The sequence below is a fragment of the Klebsiella sp. CN_Kp066 genome (assembly GCF_040065135.1).
GTDB lineage: Bacteria > Pseudomonadota > Gammaproteobacteria > Enterobacterales > Enterobacteriaceae > Klebsiella > Klebsiella oxytoca.
Genome location: NZ_JBEAIU010000050.1, coordinates 17,454 through 34,757, shown reverse-complemented (window position 1 = coordinate 34,757; position 17,304 = coordinate 17,454). Strand labels below are relative to the sequence as shown.

Annotated in this window: 13 protein-coding genes; 10 read left to right on the top strand and 3 right to left on the bottom strand. The window is 52.4% G+C overall.

What is annotated here, in order from left to right:
• From ABLV75_RS19625 to ABLV75_RS19580, 10 genes are all read left to right on the top strand, one after another.
• Window positions 1-506: EF-Tu/IF-2/RF-3 family GTPase (locus tag ABLV75_RS19625; RefSeq protein ID WP_047646174.1), on the top strand; the 506-nt coding region annotated here is incomplete at its 5' end.
• 232 nt (window positions 507-738) lie between these two features.
• Window positions 739-1,122: a preprotein translocase subunit SecE gene (gene secE / locus ABLV75_RS19620; RefSeq protein ID WP_004097638.1), complete on the top strand. Its 384-nt coding sequence runs from the start codon at window positions 739-741 to the stop codon at window positions 1,120-1,122.
• A 1-nt stretch (window position 1,123) separates the two neighbouring features.
• A complete protein-coding gene (gene nusG / locus ABLV75_RS19615) occupies window positions 1,124-1,669 on the top strand; it encodes a transcription termination/antitermination protein NusG (protein ID WP_002438628.1) in 546 nt (181 codons plus the stop codon).
• 155 nt (window positions 1,670-1,824) lie between these two features.
• Window positions 1,825-2,253 carry a 50S ribosomal protein L11 gene (rplK, locus tag ABLV75_RS19610; RefSeq protein ID WP_004097640.1) on the top strand — a complete coding sequence of 143 codons (429 nt, stop codon included), beginning with the start codon at window positions 1,825-1,827 and terminating at the stop codon, window positions 2,251-2,253.
• A gap of 3 nt (window positions 2,254-2,256) precedes the next feature.
• Window positions 2,257-2,961, top strand: coding sequence for a 50S ribosomal protein L1 (gene rplA / locus ABLV75_RS19605; protein ID WP_004097642.1), 705 nt, complete (start codon window positions 2,257-2,259; stop codon window positions 2,959-2,961).
• A 357-nt stretch (window positions 2,962-3,318) separates the two neighbouring features.
• Window positions 3,319-3,816, top strand: coding sequence for a 50S ribosomal protein L10 (gene rplJ / locus ABLV75_RS19600; RefSeq protein ID WP_004109731.1), 498 nt, complete (start codon window positions 3,319-3,321; stop codon window positions 3,814-3,816).
• A 66-nt stretch (window positions 3,817-3,882) separates the two neighbouring features.
• On the top strand, window positions 3,883-4,251 hold the full coding sequence (rplL, locus tag ABLV75_RS19595) for a 50S ribosomal protein L7/L12 (RefSeq protein ID WP_004109728.1): 369 nt from the start codon (window positions 3,883-3,885) through the stop codon (window positions 4,249-4,251).
• A gap of 325 nt (window positions 4,252-4,576) precedes the next feature.
• On the top strand, window positions 4,577-8,605 hold the full coding sequence (gene rpoB / locus ABLV75_RS19590; protein WP_004109725.1) for a DNA-directed RNA polymerase subunit beta: 4,029 nt from the start codon (window positions 4,577-4,579) through the stop codon (window positions 8,603-8,605).
• A 76-nt stretch (window positions 8,606-8,681) separates the two neighbouring features.
• Entirely contained in the window at window positions 8,682-12,905 is a 4,224-nt protein-coding gene (gene rpoC / locus ABLV75_RS19585; protein WP_004109722.1) for a DNA-directed RNA polymerase subunit beta', read from the top strand.
• A gap of 410 nt (window positions 12,906-13,315) precedes the next feature.
• Window positions 13,316-14,656, top strand: a complete 1,341-nt coding sequence (locus ABLV75_RS19580) for an anaerobic C4-dicarboxylate transporter (protein ID WP_004109719.1) — start codon at window positions 13,316-13,318, stop codon at window positions 14,654-14,656.
• A 43-nt stretch (window positions 14,657-14,699) separates the two neighbouring features.
• On the opposite strand, the gene ABLV75_RS19575 is transcribed toward ABLV75_RS19580, so the two are convergent.
• The 3 genes from ABLV75_RS19575 to ABLV75_RS19565 all read right to left on the bottom strand — a co-directional run bounded on the left by ABLV75_RS19575 (window position 14,700) and on the right by ABLV75_RS19565 (window position 17,031).
• On the bottom strand, window positions 14,700-15,017 hold the full coding sequence (locus ABLV75_RS19575) for a PTS lactose/cellobiose transporter subunit IIA (protein WP_004097651.1): 318 nt from the start codon (window positions 15,015-15,017) through the stop codon (window positions 14,700-14,702).
• Window positions 15,018-15,020: 3 nt separating this feature from the next.
• Complete coding sequence (locus ABLV75_RS19570; RefSeq protein WP_004109717.1) at window positions 15,021-15,326, bottom strand: PTS sugar transporter subunit IIB; 306 nt, start codon at window positions 15,324-15,326, stop codon at window positions 15,021-15,023.
• A 172-nt stretch (window positions 15,327-15,498) separates the two neighbouring features.
• On the bottom strand, window positions 15,499-17,031 hold the full coding sequence (locus ABLV75_RS19565) for a sensor domain-containing diguanylate cyclase (RefSeq protein WP_004109715.1): 1,533 nt from the start codon (window positions 17,029-17,031) through the stop codon (window positions 15,499-15,501).
• Window positions 17,032-17,304: the final 273 nt, after the last annotated feature.

The window sequence follows — 17,304 nt, the reverse complement described above, 5'->3', positions numbered from 1 at the left end:
TTGTTACCGGTCGTGTAGAGCGCGGTATCATCAAAGTTGGCGAAGAAGTTGAAATTGTTGGTATTAAAGAGACTGCTAAGTCTACCTGTACTGGCGTTGAAATGTTCCGCAAACTGCTGGACGAAGGCCGCGCTGGTGAGAACGTTGGTGTTCTGCTGCGTGGTATCAAACGTGAAGAAATCGAACGTGGTCAGGTACTGGCTAAGCCGGGCTCTATCAAGCCGCACACCAAGTTCGAATCTGAAGTTTATATCCTGTCCAAAGACGAAGGCGGCCGTCACACTCCGTTCTTCAAAGGCTACCGTCCGCAGTTCTACTTCCGTACAACTGACGTGACTGGCACCATCGAACTGCCGGAAGGCGTAGAGATGGTTATGCCGGGCGACAACATCAAAATGGTTGTTACCCTGATCCACCCGATCGCGATGGACGACGGTCTGCGTTTCGCAATCCGTGAAGGCGGCCGTACCGTTGGCGCAGGCGTGGTTGCTAAAGTTCTCGGCTAATTGCTGATAACATTTGACGCAATGCGCAATAAAAGGGCATCATTTGATGCCCTTTTTGCACGCTTTCACACCAGAACCTGGCTCATCAGTGATTTTTTGGGTCATAATCATTGCTGAGACAGGCTCTGAAGAGGGCGTTAAGTCCGAAACGCAGCAGAGCATTTCGGTTTGGTCGCCTCGCATTTCATGCGGGGTGAAGTTATTTGTCTGAATTCTTGTGACAGGTTGGTTTATGAGTGCGAATACCGAAGCTCAAGGGAGCGGGCGCGGCCTCGAAGCGATGAAGTGGACAATCGTTGTCGTGCTGCTGGTTGTGGCCATCGTCGGCAACTTCCTTTATCGTGACATTATGCTGGCAGTACGTGCGCTGGCCGTAGTGATTCTGATCGCTGCAGCAGGCGGTGTCGCGCTGTTAACGACAAAAGGTAAGGCGACAGTCGCTTTCGCTCGTGAAGCGAGAACCGAAGTCCGTAAGGTGATCTGGCCGACTCGCCAGGAAACGCTGCATACCACGTTGATTGTTGCCGCGGTGACCGCCGTAATGTCACTGATCCTGTGGGGACTGGATGGTATTCTGGTTCGCCTGGTATCCTTTATCACTGGCCTGAGGTTCTGAGATGTCTGAAGCTCCTAAAAAACGCTGGTACGTCGTTCAGGCGTTTTCTGGTTTTGAAGGTCGCGTAGCTACCTCGTTGCGTGAACATATCAAATTACACAATATGGAAGAGCTGTTTGGCGAAGTCATGGTGCCGACCGAAGAAGTGGTCGAAATCCGCGGCGGCCAACGTCGTAAAAGCGAACGTAAATTCTTCCCGGGCTACGTGCTGGTCCAGATGGTGATGAACGACGCGAGCTGGCACCTGGTGCGCAGCGTACCGCGTGTGATGGGCTTTATCGGCGGCACTTCTGACCGTCCGGCGCCTATCAGTGACAAAGAAGTCGATGCGATCATGAACCGTCTGCAGCAGGTTGGCGATAAGCCGCGGCCGAAAACGCTGTTTGAGCCGGGTGAAATGGTACGCGTTAGCGACGGCCCATTTGCCGACTTTAACGGCGTGGTTGAAGAAGTGGACTACGAAAAGTCTCGTCTGAAAGTGTCCGTTTCTATCTTCGGTCGTGCGACGCCGGTCGAGCTGGACTTTGCCCAGGTAGAAAAGGCTTAACCGCCGATCAAAAAAGCAACGCTTTAATCGTTGCATGAGGCGCGAAATTGGCATACAATTTCGCGCCTTTTGTTTTTATGGGCCTGATGCCCGTAAAGCGATATTTATCACGGGGAGCCTTTTGTAAGGCGCTACACCCAAACGAGGAAATTTAAATGGCTAAGAAAGTACAAGCCTACGTCAAGCTGCAGGTTGCAGCTGGTATGGCAAACCCGAGTCCGCCGGTTGGTCCAGCACTGGGTCAGCAGGGTGTGAACATCATGGAATTCTGCAAAGCGTTCAACGCAAAAACTGAATCCCTGGAAAAAGGTCTGCCAATCCCGGTTGTTATCACCGTTTACGCTGACCGTTCTTTCACCTTCGTTACCAAAACTCCGCCGGCAGCAGTTCTGCTGAAAAAAGCGGCTGGTATCAAGTCTGGTTCCGGTAAACCGAACAAAGACAAAGTAGGTAAAATTTCCCGCGCTCAGCTGCAGGAAATCGCGCAGACCAAAGCTGCCGACATGACTGGTTCCGACATTGAAGCGATGACTCGCTCCATTGAAGGTACTGCACGTTCCATGGGCCTGGTAGTGGAGGACTAAGAAATGGCTAAACTGACCAAGCGCATGTCCGTGATTCGTGACAAAGTTGATGCGACCAAACAGTACGACATCAACGAAGCCATCTCTCTGCTGAAAGAACTGGCGACTGCTAAGTTCGTTGAAAGCGTTGATGTTGCCGTTAACCTCGGCATTGACGCTCGTAAATCTGACCAGAACGTTCGTGGCGCGACCGTACTGCCGCACGGTACTGGCCGTTCAGTTCGCGTAGCCGTATTTGCCCAGGGCCCGAACGCTGAAGCAGCTAAAGCTGCTGGCGCAGAGCTGGTAGGTATGGAAGATCTGGCTGACCAGATCAAAAAAGGCGAAATGAACTTTGACGTGGTTATTGCTTCTCCGGATGCAATGCGCGTTGTTGGCCAGCTGGGCCAGGTTCTGGGTCCGCGCGGCCTGATGCCAAACCCGAAAGTTGGTACTGTAACTCCGAACGTTGCTGAAGCGGTTAAGAACGCTAAAGCAGGTCAGGTTCGTTACCGTAACGACAAAAACGGCATCATCCACACCACCATCGGTAAAGTGGATTTTGACGCTGATAAACTGAAAGAAAACCTGGAAGCTCTGCTGGTTGCGCTGAAAAAAGCGAAACCGACTCAGGCTAAAGGCGTGTACATCAAGAAAATCAGCATCTCCACCACCATGGGTGCTGGCGTTGCCGTTGATCAGGCTGGTCTGAGCGCTTCTGCGAACTAAGATTAGCTTTACGTGGGCGGTGAATTTGTCTACAATCTTACCCCCACGTATTCTGCTTATAGCAGACGTATAGCCGAGATATTCAGGCTGTGGCAAGGCAGTCAACGCCGCCACTGCGTGAATAGCGACGGCTAGACAAGATTTGTTCGTTGGAGCCTGGCCTATCCAGGCCTCCGTCGAAGACCGCAGGTGTTTCGCAAGAAACTTAATCCCCTGCGTAGACGGTGACAGAACGCTAAGATTATTTTTGGATACTCTGGCTTGTTTCTGCTCACCGTATTAAGACGCTCTTCTCTTTGAGTTGAGTGAAGTGAGTTCCGGAGCATGAGCTCTGGCAAACATCCAGGAGCAAAGCTAATGGCTTTAAATCTTCAAGACAAACAAGCGATTGTTGCTGAAGTCAGCGAAGTAGCCAAAGGCGCGCTGTCTGCAGTAGTTGCGGATTCCCGTGGCGTTACTGTAGACAAAATGACTGAACTGCGTAAAGCAGGTCGTGAAGCTGGCGTATACATGCGTGTTGTTCGTAACACCCTGCTGCGCCGCGTCGTTGAAGGTACTCCTTTCGAGTGCCTGAAAGACACGTTTGTTGGTCCGACCCTGATTGCATACTCTATGGAACACCCGGGCGCAGCTGCTCGTCTGTTCAAAGATTTCGCGAAAGCGAATGCAAAATTTGAGGTCAAAGCCGCAGCCTTTGAAGGTGAGCTGATCCCGGCGTCGCAAATCGACCGCCTGGCAACTCTGCCGACCTACGAAGAAGCAATTGCACGCCTGATGGCAACCATGAAAGAAGCTTCGGCTGGCAAACTGGTTCGCACTCTGGCTGCTGTACGCGATGCGAAAGAAGCTGCTTAATCGCAGTTATCTTCATAAAGCATCTGCTTACGTATAAACTTATTCTGATATTCAGGAACAATTTAAATGTCTATCACTAAAGATCAAATCATTGAAGCAGTATCCGCTATGTCCGTAATGGACGTTGTTGAGCTGATCTCTGCAATGGAAGAAAAATTCGGTGTTTCCGCTGCTGCTGCTGTAGCTGTTGCTGCTGGCCCGGCTGCTGACGCTGCTGAAGAAAAAACTGAATTCGACGTAATTCTGAAAGGTATCGGCGCGAACAAAGTTGCCGTTATCAAAGCAGTACGTGGCGCGACTGGCCTGGGTCTGAAAGAAGCTAAAGACCTGGTAGAATCTGCTCCGGCTGCTCTGAAAGAAGGCGTGAGCAAAGATGACGCTGAAGCACTGAAAAAATCTCTGGAAGAAGCTGGCGCTGAAGTTGAAGTTAAATAAGCCAACCTTTCCGGTTGCAGCCTGAGAAATCAGGCTGATGGCTGGTGACTTTTTGGTCACCAGCCTTTTTGCGCTGTAAGGCGCCAGTAGCATTTCACACTGTTTGACTACTGGTTGTCCTGACAATGCTTGTTTCTATAGACGACTTAATATACTGCGACAGGTTAGGGTCCCTGAGCTGTGTAAATCGCAATGAAATGGTTTAAGCGTGATAGAAACAGGTATTGCGGAAAGTGTTCCATTTTCCGGTCAACAAAATAGTGTTGCATAAAAAACTGCCTTATGTGGGCAGATGGGTCGACTTGTCAGCGAGCTGAGGAACCCTATGGTTTACTCCTATACCGAGAAAAAACGTATTCGTAAGGATTTTGGTAAACGTCCGCAGGTTCTGGACATACCTTATCTCCTTTCTATCCAGCTTGACTCGTTTCAGAAGTTCATCGAGCAAGATCCTGAAGGGCAGTATGGTCTGGAAGCAGCTTTCCGTTCCGTATTCCCGATTAAGAGCTACAGCGGTAATTCTGAGCTGCAGTATGTCAGCTACCGTCTGGGCGAACCGGTTTTTGACGTTAAAGAATGTCAGATCCGTGGCGTGACCTACTCGGCACCGCTGCGCGTTAAACTGCGTCTGGTGATCTACGAGCGCGAAGCGCCGGAAGGCACCGTTAAAGACATTAAAGAACAAGAAGTCTACATGGGCGAAATTCCGCTCATGACCGACAACGGTACCTTTGTTATCAACGGTACCGAGCGCGTTATCGTTTCTCAGCTGCACCGTAGCCCGGGCGTCTTCTTTGACAGTGACAAAGGTAAGACTCACTCTTCCGGTAAGGTTCTGTATAACGCACGTATCATCCCTTACCGTGGCTCCTGGCTGGACTTCGAATTCGACCCGAAAGACAACCTGTTTGTCCGTATCGACCGTCGTCGTAAGCTGCCGGCTACCATCATTCTGCGCGCGCTGAATTACACCACTGAGCAGATCCTTGACCTGTTCTTCGAAAAAGTGGTCTTTGAAATTCGCGACAACAAGCTGCAGATGGAACTGGTACCGGAGCGTCTGCGCGGCGAAACCGCCTCCTTCGATATCGAAGCGAACGGTAAAGTGTACGTTGAGAAAGGACGCCGCATCACTGCGCGTCACATTCGCCAGCTGGAAAAAGACGATATCAAACATATCGAAGTTCCGGTTGAGTACATCGCTGGCAAAGTTGCCTCTAAAGACTATGTTGACGAATCTACTGGCGAGCTGATCTGCCCGGCGAACATGGAGCTGAGCCTGGATCTGCTGGCCAAGCTGAGCCAGTCTGGCCATAAGCGTATCGAAACGCTGTTCACCAACGATCTGGATCACGGTCCGTACATCTCTGAGACTGTACGCGTTGACCCGACCAACGATCGTCTGAGCGCACTGGTAGAAATCTACCGCATGATGCGCCCTGGTGAGCCGCCGACTCGTGAAGCTGCTGAAAGCCTGTTCGAGAACCTGTTCTTCTCCGAAGACCGCTACGATCTGTCCGCGGTTGGTCGTATGAAGTTCAACCGTTCTCTGCTGCGCGACGAAATCGAAGGTTCCGGTATCCTGAGCAAAGAAGACATCATTGAAGTGATGAAGAAGCTCATCGATATCCGTAACGGTAAAGGCGAAGTCGATGATATCGACCACCTTGGCAACCGTCGTATCCGTTCCGTTGGCGAAATGGCGGAAAACCAGTTCCGCGTTGGCCTGGTTCGCGTAGAGCGTGCGGTGAAAGAGCGTCTGTCTCTGGGCGATCTGGATACCCTGATGCCTCAGGATATGATCAACGCCAAGCCGATTTCTGCAGCGGTGAAAGAGTTCTTTGGCTCCAGCCAGCTGTCTCAGTTTATGGACCAGAACAACCCGCTGTCTGAGATTACGCACAAACGTCGTATCTCTGCACTCGGCCCGGGCGGCCTGACTCGCGAACGCGCAGGCTTTGAAGTTCGAGACGTACACCCGACTCACTACGGTCGCGTATGTCCAATCGAAACGCCTGAAGGTCCGAACATCGGTCTGATCAACTCCCTGTCCGTGTACGCACAGACGAACGAATACGGCTTCCTTGAGACTCCGTATCGTAAAGTCACCGACGGTGTTGTGACCGACGAAATTCATTACCTGTCTGCTATCGAAGAAGGTAACTACGTTATTGCTCAGGCGAACTCCAACCTGGATGACGAAGGCCACTTTGTAGAAGATCTGGTTACCTGCCGTAGTAAAGGCGAATCCAGCTTGTTCAGCCGCGACCAGGTTGACTACATGGACGTATCCACCCAGCAGGTGGTTTCCGTCGGTGCGTCCCTGATCCCGTTCCTGGAACACGATGACGCCAACCGTGCATTGATGGGTGCGAACATGCAACGTCAGGCCGTTCCGACCCTGCGCGCTGATAAGCCGCTGGTTGGTACCGGTATGGAACGTGCTGTTGCCGTTGACTCCGGTGTAACTGCGGTGGCTAAACGTGGCGGCCTGGTTCAGTACGTGGATGCGTCCCGTATCGTTATCAAAGTTAACGAAGACGAGATGTACCCGGGCGAAGCAGGTATCGACATCTATAACCTGACCAAGTACACCCGCTCTAACCAGAACACCTGCATCAACCAGATGCCGTGTGTCTCTCTGGGCGAGCCGATTGAGCGCGGTGACGTGCTGGCTGACGGTCCGTCCACCGACCTCGGTGAACTGGCGCTCGGTCAGAACATGCGCGTCGCGTTCATGCCGTGGAACGGTTACAACTTCGAAGACTCCATCCTCGTATCCGAGCGTGTTGTTCAGGAAGACCGTTTTACTACCATCCACATTCAGGAACTGGCGTGCGTGTCCCGCGACACCAAGCTGGGGCCGGAAGAGATCACCGCTGATATCCCGAACGTGGGTGAAGCTGCACTCTCTAAACTGGATGAGTCCGGTATCGTTTATATCGGTGCGGAAGTGACCGGTGGCGATATTCTGGTTGGTAAAGTAACGCCGAAAGGTGAAACCCAGCTGACGCCAGAAGAGAAGCTGCTGCGTGCGATCTTCGGTGAGAAAGCGTCTGACGTTAAAGACTCTTCTCTGCGCGTGCCAAACGGTGTCTCCGGTACCATTATCGACGTTCAGGTCTTTACCCGCGACGGCGTAGAAAAAGACAAACGCGCGCTGGAAATCGAAGAGATGCAGCTCAAACAGGCGAAGAAAGATCTGTCTGAAGAACTGCAGATCCTCGAAGCTGGCCTGTTTGGTCGTATCTATGCGGTGCTGGTCTCCGGCGGTATCGAAGCTGAGAAGCTCGACAAGCTGCCGCGCGATCGCTGGCTGGAACTCGGCCTGACCGACGAAGAGAAACAAAACCAGCTGGAGCAGCTGGCTGAGCAGTACGACGAACTGAAACACGAGTTCGAGAAAAAACTCGAAGCGAAACGCCGTAAAATCACTCAGGGCGACGATCTGGCACCGGGCGTACTGAAGATCGTTAAAGTGTATCTGGCCGTTAAACGTCAGATTCAGCCTGGTGACAAAATGGCAGGTCGTCACGGTAACAAGGGTGTTATCTCTAAGATCAACCCGATCGAAGATATGCCTTACGATGAAAACGGCACGCCGGTCGACATCGTACTGAACCCGCTGGGCGTACCGTCTCGTATGAACATCGGTCAGATCCTGGAAACTCACCTGGGTATGGCTGCGAAAGGTATTGGCGAGAAAATCAACGCCATGCTGAAACAGCAGCAGGAAGTCGCCAAACTGCGCGAGTTCATCCAGCGTGCCTACGATCTGGGTACCGACGTTCGTCAGAAGGTTGATCTGAATACCTTCACTGACGAAGAAGTTATGCGTCTCGCTGAAAACCTGAAAAAAGGTATGCCGATCGCAACGCCGGTCTTCGACGGTGCGAAAGAGTCTGAAATCAAGGAACTGTTACAGCTTGGTGGCCTGCCGACTTCCGGCCAGATCACCCTGTTCGACGGTCGTACCGGTGAGCAATTCGAGCGCCAGGTTACCGTTGGCTACATGTACATGCTGAAACTGAACCACCTGGTTGATGACAAGATGCATGCGCGTTCTACCGGTTCTTACAGCCTGGTTACTCAGCAGCCGCTGGGTGGTAAGGCACAGTTCGGTGGTCAGCGCTTCGGGGAGATGGAAGTGTGGGCGCTGGAAGCATATGGCGCAGCATACACCCTGCAGGAAATGCTCACCGTTAAGTCTGATGACGTGAACGGCCGTACTAAGATGTATAAGAACATCGTGGATGGCAACCATCAGATGGAACCGGGCATGCCGGAATCCTTCAACGTGCTGTTGAAAGAGATTCGCTCGCTGGGCATCAACATCGAACTGGAAGACGAGTAACTCTCGCTCAAACAGGTCACTGGTGCCGGGGTAAGACCCGGCGCCAGATTGTGCTAACTCCGACGGGAGCAAATCCGTGAAAGACTTATTAAAGTTTCTGAAAGCGCAAACTAAAACCGAAGAGTTTGATGCGATCAAAATTGCTCTGGCATCGCCAGACATGATCCGTTCATGGTCTTTTGGTGAAGTTAAAAAGCCGGAAACCATTAACTACCGTACGTTCAAACCTGAGCGTGACGGCCTTTTCTGCGCGCGTATTTTCGGGCCAGTAAAAGACTACGAGTGCCTGTGCGGTAAGTACAAGCGCCTGAAACACCGCGGTGTGATCTGTGAGAAGTGCGGCGTTGAAGTGACCCAGACTAAAGTGCGCCGTGAGCGTATGGGCCACATCGAGCTGGCGTCTCCGACCGCTCATATCTGGTTCCTGAAGTCTCTGCCGTCCCGTATCGGCCTGCTTCTCGATATGCCGTTGCGCGATATCGAACGCGTGCTGTACTTCGAATCCTATGTGGTTATCGAAGGCGGTATGACCAACCTGGAACGCCAGCAGATCCTGACTGAAGAACAGTATCTGGACGCGCTGGAAGAGTTCGGTGACGAATTTGACGCGAAGATGGGTGCGGAAGCTATCCAGGCCCTGCTGAAGAGCATGGATCTGGAGCAAGAGTGTGAAACTCTGCGCGAAGAGCTGAACGAAACCAATTCCGAAACCAAGCGTAAGAAGCTGACCAAGCGTATCAAACTGCTGGAAGCGTTCGTACAGTCTGGCAACAAGCCGGAGTGGATGATCCTGACCGTTCTGCCGGTACTGCCGCCAGATCTGCGTCCGCTGGTTCCGCTGGATGGTGGTCGTTTTGCGACTTCTGACCTAAACGATCTGTATCGTCGCGTCATTAACCGTAACAACCGTCTGAAACGTCTGCTGGATCTGGCTGCGCCGGACATCATCGTACGCAACGAAAAACGTATGCTGCAGGAAGCGGTTGACGCCCTGCTGGATAACGGTCGTCGCGGTCGTGCGATCACCGGTTCGAACAAACGTCCTCTGAAATCTTTGGCCGATATGATCAAAGGTAAGCAGGGTCGTTTCCGTCAGAACCTGCTCGGTAAGCGTGTTGACTACTCCGGTCGTTCTGTAATCACCGTAGGTCCATACCTGCGTCTGCATCAGTGCGGTCTGCCGAAGAAAATGGCGCTGGAGCTGTTCAAACCGTTTATTTACGGCAAGCTGGAGCTGCGTGGCCTGGCCACCACCATCAAAGCCGCTAAGAAAATGGTTGAGCGCGAAGAAGCTGTCGTTTGGGATATCCTGGACGAAGTCATCCGCGAACACCCGGTACTGCTGAACCGTGCACCAACCTTGCACCGTCTGGGTATCCAGGCATTTGAACCAGTGCTGATCGAAGGTAAAGCTATCCAGCTGCACCCGCTGGTTTGTGCGGCATACAACGCCGACTTCGATGGTGACCAGATGGCTGTTCACGTACCGCTGACGCTGGAAGCCCAGCTCGAAGCGCGTGCGCTGATGATGTCTACTAACAACATCCTGTCTCCAGCGAACGGTGAGCCTATCATCGTTCCGTCTCAGGACGTTGTACTGGGTCTGTACTACATGACCCGTGACTGTGTTAACGCCAAAGGCGAAGGCATGGTGCTGACTGGCCCGAAAGAAGCTGAGCGTATTTATCGCGCTGGCCTGGCCTCTCTGCATGCGCGCGTTAAAGTGCGTATCACCGAATACGAAAAAGATGAAAACGGCGAATTCGTTGCGAAAACCAGCCTGAAAGATACGACCGTTGGTCGCGCCATTCTGTGGATGATCGTACCGAAAGGTCTGCCTTTCTCCATCGTCAACCAGGCGCTGGGTAAGAAGGCTATCTCTAAGATGCTGAACACCTGCTACCGTATTCTGGGCCTGAAACCGACCGTTATTTTTGCGGACCAGACGATGTACACCGGCTTTGCTTATGCAGCGCGTTCAGGTGCATCCGTTGGTATCGATGACATGGTCATCCCGGAGAAAAAATACGAAATCATCAGCGAAGCGGAAGCGGAAGTTGCTGAGATTCAGGAGCAGTTCCAGTCGGGTCTGGTGACCGCTGGCGAACGCTATAACAAAGTTATCGATATCTGGGCTGCGGCCAACGATCGTGTATCCAAAGCGATGATGGACAACCTGCAAACCGAAACCGTTATTAACCGTAACGGCGAAGAAGAGCAGCAGGTTTCTTTCAACAGCATCTACATGATGGCCGACTCCGGTGCGCGTGGTTCTGCTGCACAGATTCGTCAGCTTGCTGGTATGCGTGGTCTGATGGCGAAGCCGGATGGCTCAATCATCGAAACGCCAATCACCGCGAACTTCCGTGAAGGTCTGAACGTACTCCAGTACTTCATCTCCACGCACGGCGCGCGTAAAGGTCTGGCGGATACCGCACTGAAAACAGCGAACTCCGGTTACCTGACCCGTCGTCTGGTTGACGTTGCACAGGACCTGGTCGTTACTGAAGACGACTGTGGCACCCTGGAAGGCATCACCATGACCCCGGTTATCGAGGGTGGCGATGTTAAAGAGCCGCTGCGCGATCGCGTACTGGGTCGTGTGACCGCTGAAGACGTTCTGAAGCCGGGTACGGCGGACATTCTGGTTCCACGCAACACGCTGCTTCATGAGCACTGGTGCGATCTGCTGGAAGAGAACTCCGTTGACTCAGTCAAAGTGCGTTCCGTTGTATCCTGTGACACCGACTTTGGTGTATGTGCGCACTGCTACGGTCGTGACCTGGCGCGTGGCCACATCATCAACAAAGGTGAGGCTATCGGCGTTATCGCGGCACAGTCCATCGGTGAGCCGGGTACACAGCTGACGATGCGTACGTTCCACATCGGTGGTGCGGCATCTCGTGCGGCTGCTGAGTCCAGCATCCAGGTGAAAAACAAAGGTAGCATCCGTCTGAGCAATGCGAAGTCGGTTGTGAACTCCAGCGGTAAGCTGGTTATTACGTCCCGTAATACCGAGCTGAAACTGATCGACGAATTCGGTCGTACCAAAGAGAGCTATAAAGTGCCTTACGGCTCCGTTATGGCGAAAGGTGATGGTGAGCAGGTTGCCGGCGGTGAAACCGTAGCAAACTGGGATCCGCACACCATGCCGGTTATCACCGAAGTGAGCGGTTTCGTCCGCTTCACTGACATGATTGACGGCCAGACCATTACTCGTCAGACCGACGAGCTGACCGGCCTGTCTTCTCTGGTGGTTCTGGATTCTGCAGAGCGTACCACTGGTGGTAAAGACCTGCGTCCGGCGCTGAAAATCGTTGATGCTCAGGGTAATGATGTTCTGATCCCTGGCACCGATATGCCTGCGCAGTACTTCCTGCCGGGTAAAGCGATTGTTCAGCTGGAAGATGGCGTACAGATCAGTTCTGGTGACACCCTGGCGCGTGTACCGCAGGAATCCGGCGGTACCAAGGACATCACCGGTGGTCTGCCGCGCGTTGCCGACCTGTTCGAAGCGCGTCGTCCGAAAGAGCCGGCAATCCTGGCTGAAATCAGCGGCATCATTTCCTTCGGTAAAGAAACCAAAGGGAAACGTCGTCTGGTTATCACCCCGGTAGACGGTAGCGATCCGTACGAAGAGATGATTCCTAAATGGCGTCAGCTCAACGTGTTCGAAGGTGAACGCGTAGAACGTGGTGATGTAGTTTCCGACGGTCCGGAAGCACCGCACGACATTCTGCGTCTGCGTGGCGTACATGCTGTGACTCGTTATATTGTTAACGAAGTCCAGGACGTATACCGTCTGCAGGGCGTTAAGATTAACGATAAGCACATTGAAGTTATCGTTCGTCAGATGCTGCGTAAAGCGACCATCGAAAGCGCCGGTAGCTCCGACTTCCTGGAAGGCGAACAGGTTGAATACTCTCGCGTCAAGATCGCTAACCGCGAGCTGGAAGCGAACGGCAAAGTGGGTGCAACATTCTCCCGCGATCTGCTGGGTATCACTAAAGCGTCCCTGGCAACCGAATCGTTCATCTCTGCCGCATCGTTCCAGGAGACCACGCGTGTCCTGACCGAAGCAGCCGTTGCGGGTAAACGCGACGAACTGCGTGGCCTGAAAGAGAACGTTATCGTGGGTCGTCTGATCCCGGCCGGTACCGGTTATGCCTACCACCAGGATCGTATGCGCCGCCGCGCAGCCGGCGAGCTGCCAGCAGCGCCGCAGGTCAGCGTGGAAGAAGCTTCTGCTAACCTGGCAGAGCTGCTGAACGCGGGTCTGGGCGGTTCCGACAACGATTAATCGTTGATTCGCTAAGCGCTTAAAAGCCAGTCAGATCATCTGACTGGCTTTTTTATTGCCTGTCCGTTGCTGCTATTATTTATTCGTTATACTTTTTAATTACATTTAATTAATGTAATCGCTGCAATTAATTAGCAAATAAACTCCCCCTTCAAGATTATTTATTTCTGTTTCAGATTTTCATCATCAATCAATGGGTAAAAATCCTACACGTATCAAAAAATACGCGCCGCAAACGCTATATAGTCAAAAAGCTCAAATAATCATGTGATTACTTTTCCCTCATCTTTTCGGTTCTGCGCAACTGAGGGGATCGCTGTATCTGGCGAAAGGGGGCGGGGAAGATGAGTAAATAAAAAACAAAGCGGAAAAGTATTGTCGCTATTTAAAAGATAGCGTCTGGGGGAAGCATGGAATTTGCTATTCAACTTATCATTATCTTAATTTGTTTGTTCTATGGCGCGAGAAAGGGCGGTATTGCGCTCGGCCTTTTAGGCGGCATTGGTCTGGTTATTTTAGTGTTTGTCTTTCATCTTAAGCCGGGAAAACCCCCTGTAGACGTCATGCTGGTGATCATTGCGGTGGTGGCCGCCTCAGCGACGCTGCAGGCTTCCGGCGGTTTAGACGTTATGCTGCAGATTGCGGAGAAACTGCTGCGGCGCAACCCGAAATACGTTTCAATCGTGGCGCCATTCGTCACCAGCACGTTGACCATTCTTTGCGGAACCGGGCACGTGGTATATACCATTCTGCCAATTATTTATGATGTTGCGATTAAAAATAATATTCGCCCGGAACGACCGATGGCCGCGAGTTCGATCGGCGCGCAGATGGGGATTATCGCCAGCCCGGTTTCGGTGGCAGTCGTCTCGCTGGTGGCGATGCTTGGCAATTTCACCTTTAACGGTAAGCACCTTGAGTTTCTCGATCTGCTGGCGATCACTATTCCGTCAACGCTGCTGGGGATTCTGGCCATTGGTATCTTCAGCTGGTTTCGCGGTAAAGACCTCGATAAAGACGAAGCCTTTCAGGCTTTTATTGCGGTGCCGGAAAACCGCCATTACGTTTATGGTGATACGGCCACGCTGCTCAATAAGAAGCTGCCGACCAGTAACTGGATTGCGATGTGGATTTTTCTGGCCTCAATAGCCGTTGTCGCCCTGCTCGGCGCCTTCTCCGAGCTGCGTCCGGCCTTTGATGACAAGCCGCTGTCGATGGTGCTGGTGATCCAAATGTTTATGCTGCTTTCCGGGGCGCTCATCATCATCATTACCAAAACCAATCCCGCTTCGATTTCCAAAAATGAGGTGTTCCGTTCCGGGATGATCGCCATTGTCGCGGTGTACGGTATCGCGTGGATGGCGGAGACGATGTTTGGCGCGCATATGACCGAGATTAAAGGCGTGCTCGGGGAGATGGTGAAGGAGTATCCGTGGGCTTACGCTATCGTACTGCTGCTGGTGTCGAAGTTTGTTAACTCACAGGCGGCTGCGCTGGCGGCGATTGTTCCGGTGGCGCTGGCGATTGGCGTCGATCCGGCTTACATCGTTGCTTCCGCACCTGCCTGTTACGGGTATTACATTCTGCCGACCTACCCAAGCGATCTGGCGGCGATTCAATTCGACCGCTCTGGTACAACGCATATCGGCCGCTTTGTGATTAACCATAGCTTTATTCTGCCAGGGCTCATTGGCGTTAGCGTCTCTTGCGTCTTTGGTTGGGTATTTGCGGCGATGTATGGATTTCTGTAAGAGAGGACAGGCGCCGTTAGCGGCGCCTGTTAAATAGTTGGGGTTATTGCGCGAGCGGAATTCGGCGATAGAGCTCAATCATATCGGTTGCCAGATCCTGAATGACCATCGCGTTCATCAGGTGGTCCTGGGAATGAACGGTAATCAGGTTAACCGGAAGCTTGCCGCTGCCTTCATCCATGCCGATCAGCTGGGTCTGGATTTTATGCGCATGTTTGACAAATTCGTGAGATTCCGCCATCGCCTGTTCGGCCGCAGCAAAATCGCCTTTACGCGCCAGCTGCAGAGCGGTTAAGGCAGAGCTACGCGCTGAACCGGCGTTAACCAGTAGCTCCATGATGATCGTTTCTAAATCTTCCATTTCTTACTCCATCAGCTTCAGGGCTTTATCAAGCACGGCTTCGCCTTTCATCATGCCGTAATCCATCATATCGATGACGGCAACTTTTTTACCAAACGGGTCGGCCATAGCCTGTAGCTTGGCCTGCTCATACTTCACCTGGGGGCCGAGCAGGATAATATCGGCAGCGGCAAGGTTATCTTTAAACTCGGCAACCGGTACGGCTTTGATGGAGACTTCCACACCTTTTTGTTGCGCAGCAGCCTGCATACGTTGAACCAGCATGCTGGTAGACATACCTGCGGCGCAGCATAAAACGATATTCTTCATAATTGTTGGCCCTTATGTTCCTTGATGTACCATCTTTATCGCGGGCAGGCGGGCGGGACAACCGCTTTACGGTGATTGTGTGTAAGTCATCACAAAATAATGAAACCGGTTTCGGTTATGGAGGAGAAAACGCTAAAAGTCGCGTCCGACGGGCCGGAAACGGTAGGCTCTGTTACGCGCGGACGATGCGATTCTTGCCCTGCTGCTTGGCTTTATACAGCGCTTCATCAACGCGCACGACAAGCTGCTCCAGGGGTTCCATATTCCATTCGCCGAGACCTGCGCTAAAGGTGACCGTTAGCCCTTCTTCACGCCAGGAGCGCTGCGCAACGCGGGCCCGCCAGCTCTCCAGCAGCTTCAGAGCGTCATCGCTATGTCCGGTGGTAAAGATCACCGCAAACTCCTCCCCGCCGTAGCGGTAAAGTGAAATTTGCAGAGGTTGGAGGATCTGCAGTCCTTCCCGTGCGACATTGCGCAGAACGATATCGCCATTGAGATGACCCCAGGTGTCATTTATCGTTTTAAAGTTATCAATATCCACCAGCGCGAGAGAGAAAGGTTGATGATCGTTCATCAGCGCGGCGATATCATTGTCGAAGGCGCGTCGGTTCTTGCAGCCGGTTAGCGCATCGATGGTCGCCTGGCGAACGTAGGTTAACTCGCGCTGCTTATTGCTCTCGATGGCTTTGCTGAGCATCGCTTCCAGCCGCGGGGCGCGCTGAACATCCCCGGTTTTAATGGCATTGATGATGTTCATCAACACCGTACGTGAAGCATGGCGCAGATACAGGCCAAACAGCACGATAACGATCGCGGCCAGGGCAAAGCTCCAGGCGACGATATCCGTTTCATGGCGAGTCAAGTTGACCAGCGTCGAGTTATCGACCCGATAAATGACAAACCAGTCGGGGTTGGTAAACGAGTAGTAGTAGTACCAGGCGTTCGTATCGGTATCGTAGAGCTGGCCTTCGCCGCTGGTCATTCTGTCCATCAACGCTTCACTGACGTAGGGTTTAAATAAGGCGCCAGGATCCGGATGGAGAACGACTTTACCATCGCGTTGCACCACAAAAAATTCCCCCTGGACCGGAGCAACCATCTGCCGTAACGCGTAGCCCATTGAGGTGAGATCGAGATGAAATGCGAGACTGCCCTTTAGCCGTCCCTCTGGAGAAATTATGGGTTTGTAGACGGTAATCGTCGGATGATGCGTGAAGTAGTCGTTGTACGGGCTGGTATACCGGCTGAAGGTACTGGCTTCCGCTTGTTTAATAAACCACGGTCTCGATTTGGCATCAAAAGACTGACTGTCTTCCGTCTCCAGAACCTCGGGCGCGCGCAGGTAGTGCCCATTGGTATCCGCCAGCGAGATGGACGAAACGGTTTGCATCATATTTTGCAGCTGCATGAGCTGCATCAAACCTTTTTCAGGATTGACGTTAACCGCCTCATTGAGCGCATCATTGCGGGCAAAGAAAGTGGCGGCACGGGTGAGGATAAAGTCATTGCCCTGCAGCAGCGTCTCCGTGTAGTTGGTCGCCATATTGTGGGTGAAATTGCGGTTAATATGATGATAATCTTCAAGAAAATCATTTCGCTGCGTCGTCGTGGCGAACACCGCTATCAGCAAGAAGCTGAATAAAATACCGGCGAACCCGATCACAATCGGCGAGGTGAAAGAGAGCTTTCTATTATGGCGAGCCATGAGTCGTAAATCGTTCCAGAAGCGTTAAACCGTGGAGAAAGATGCAGGTTTAGCCAGCATGCCTGCCGATTGAATCAGATAAATCTCCGGTAATTATAACGCTGACGTTGTGAGATGGACTGATTAATATTCCATGTTGATGGAATTGCCTTTGCAGCGAAGAGGATGGAGCAGGGCGAAAATGAGGAAGAGTTAGCTTTCGCCCTGGACAGCATCCACTGCTGACAAGGGCAGGATAGAGAAACGGAAACACGGTCACCATCTTCCGTTTCT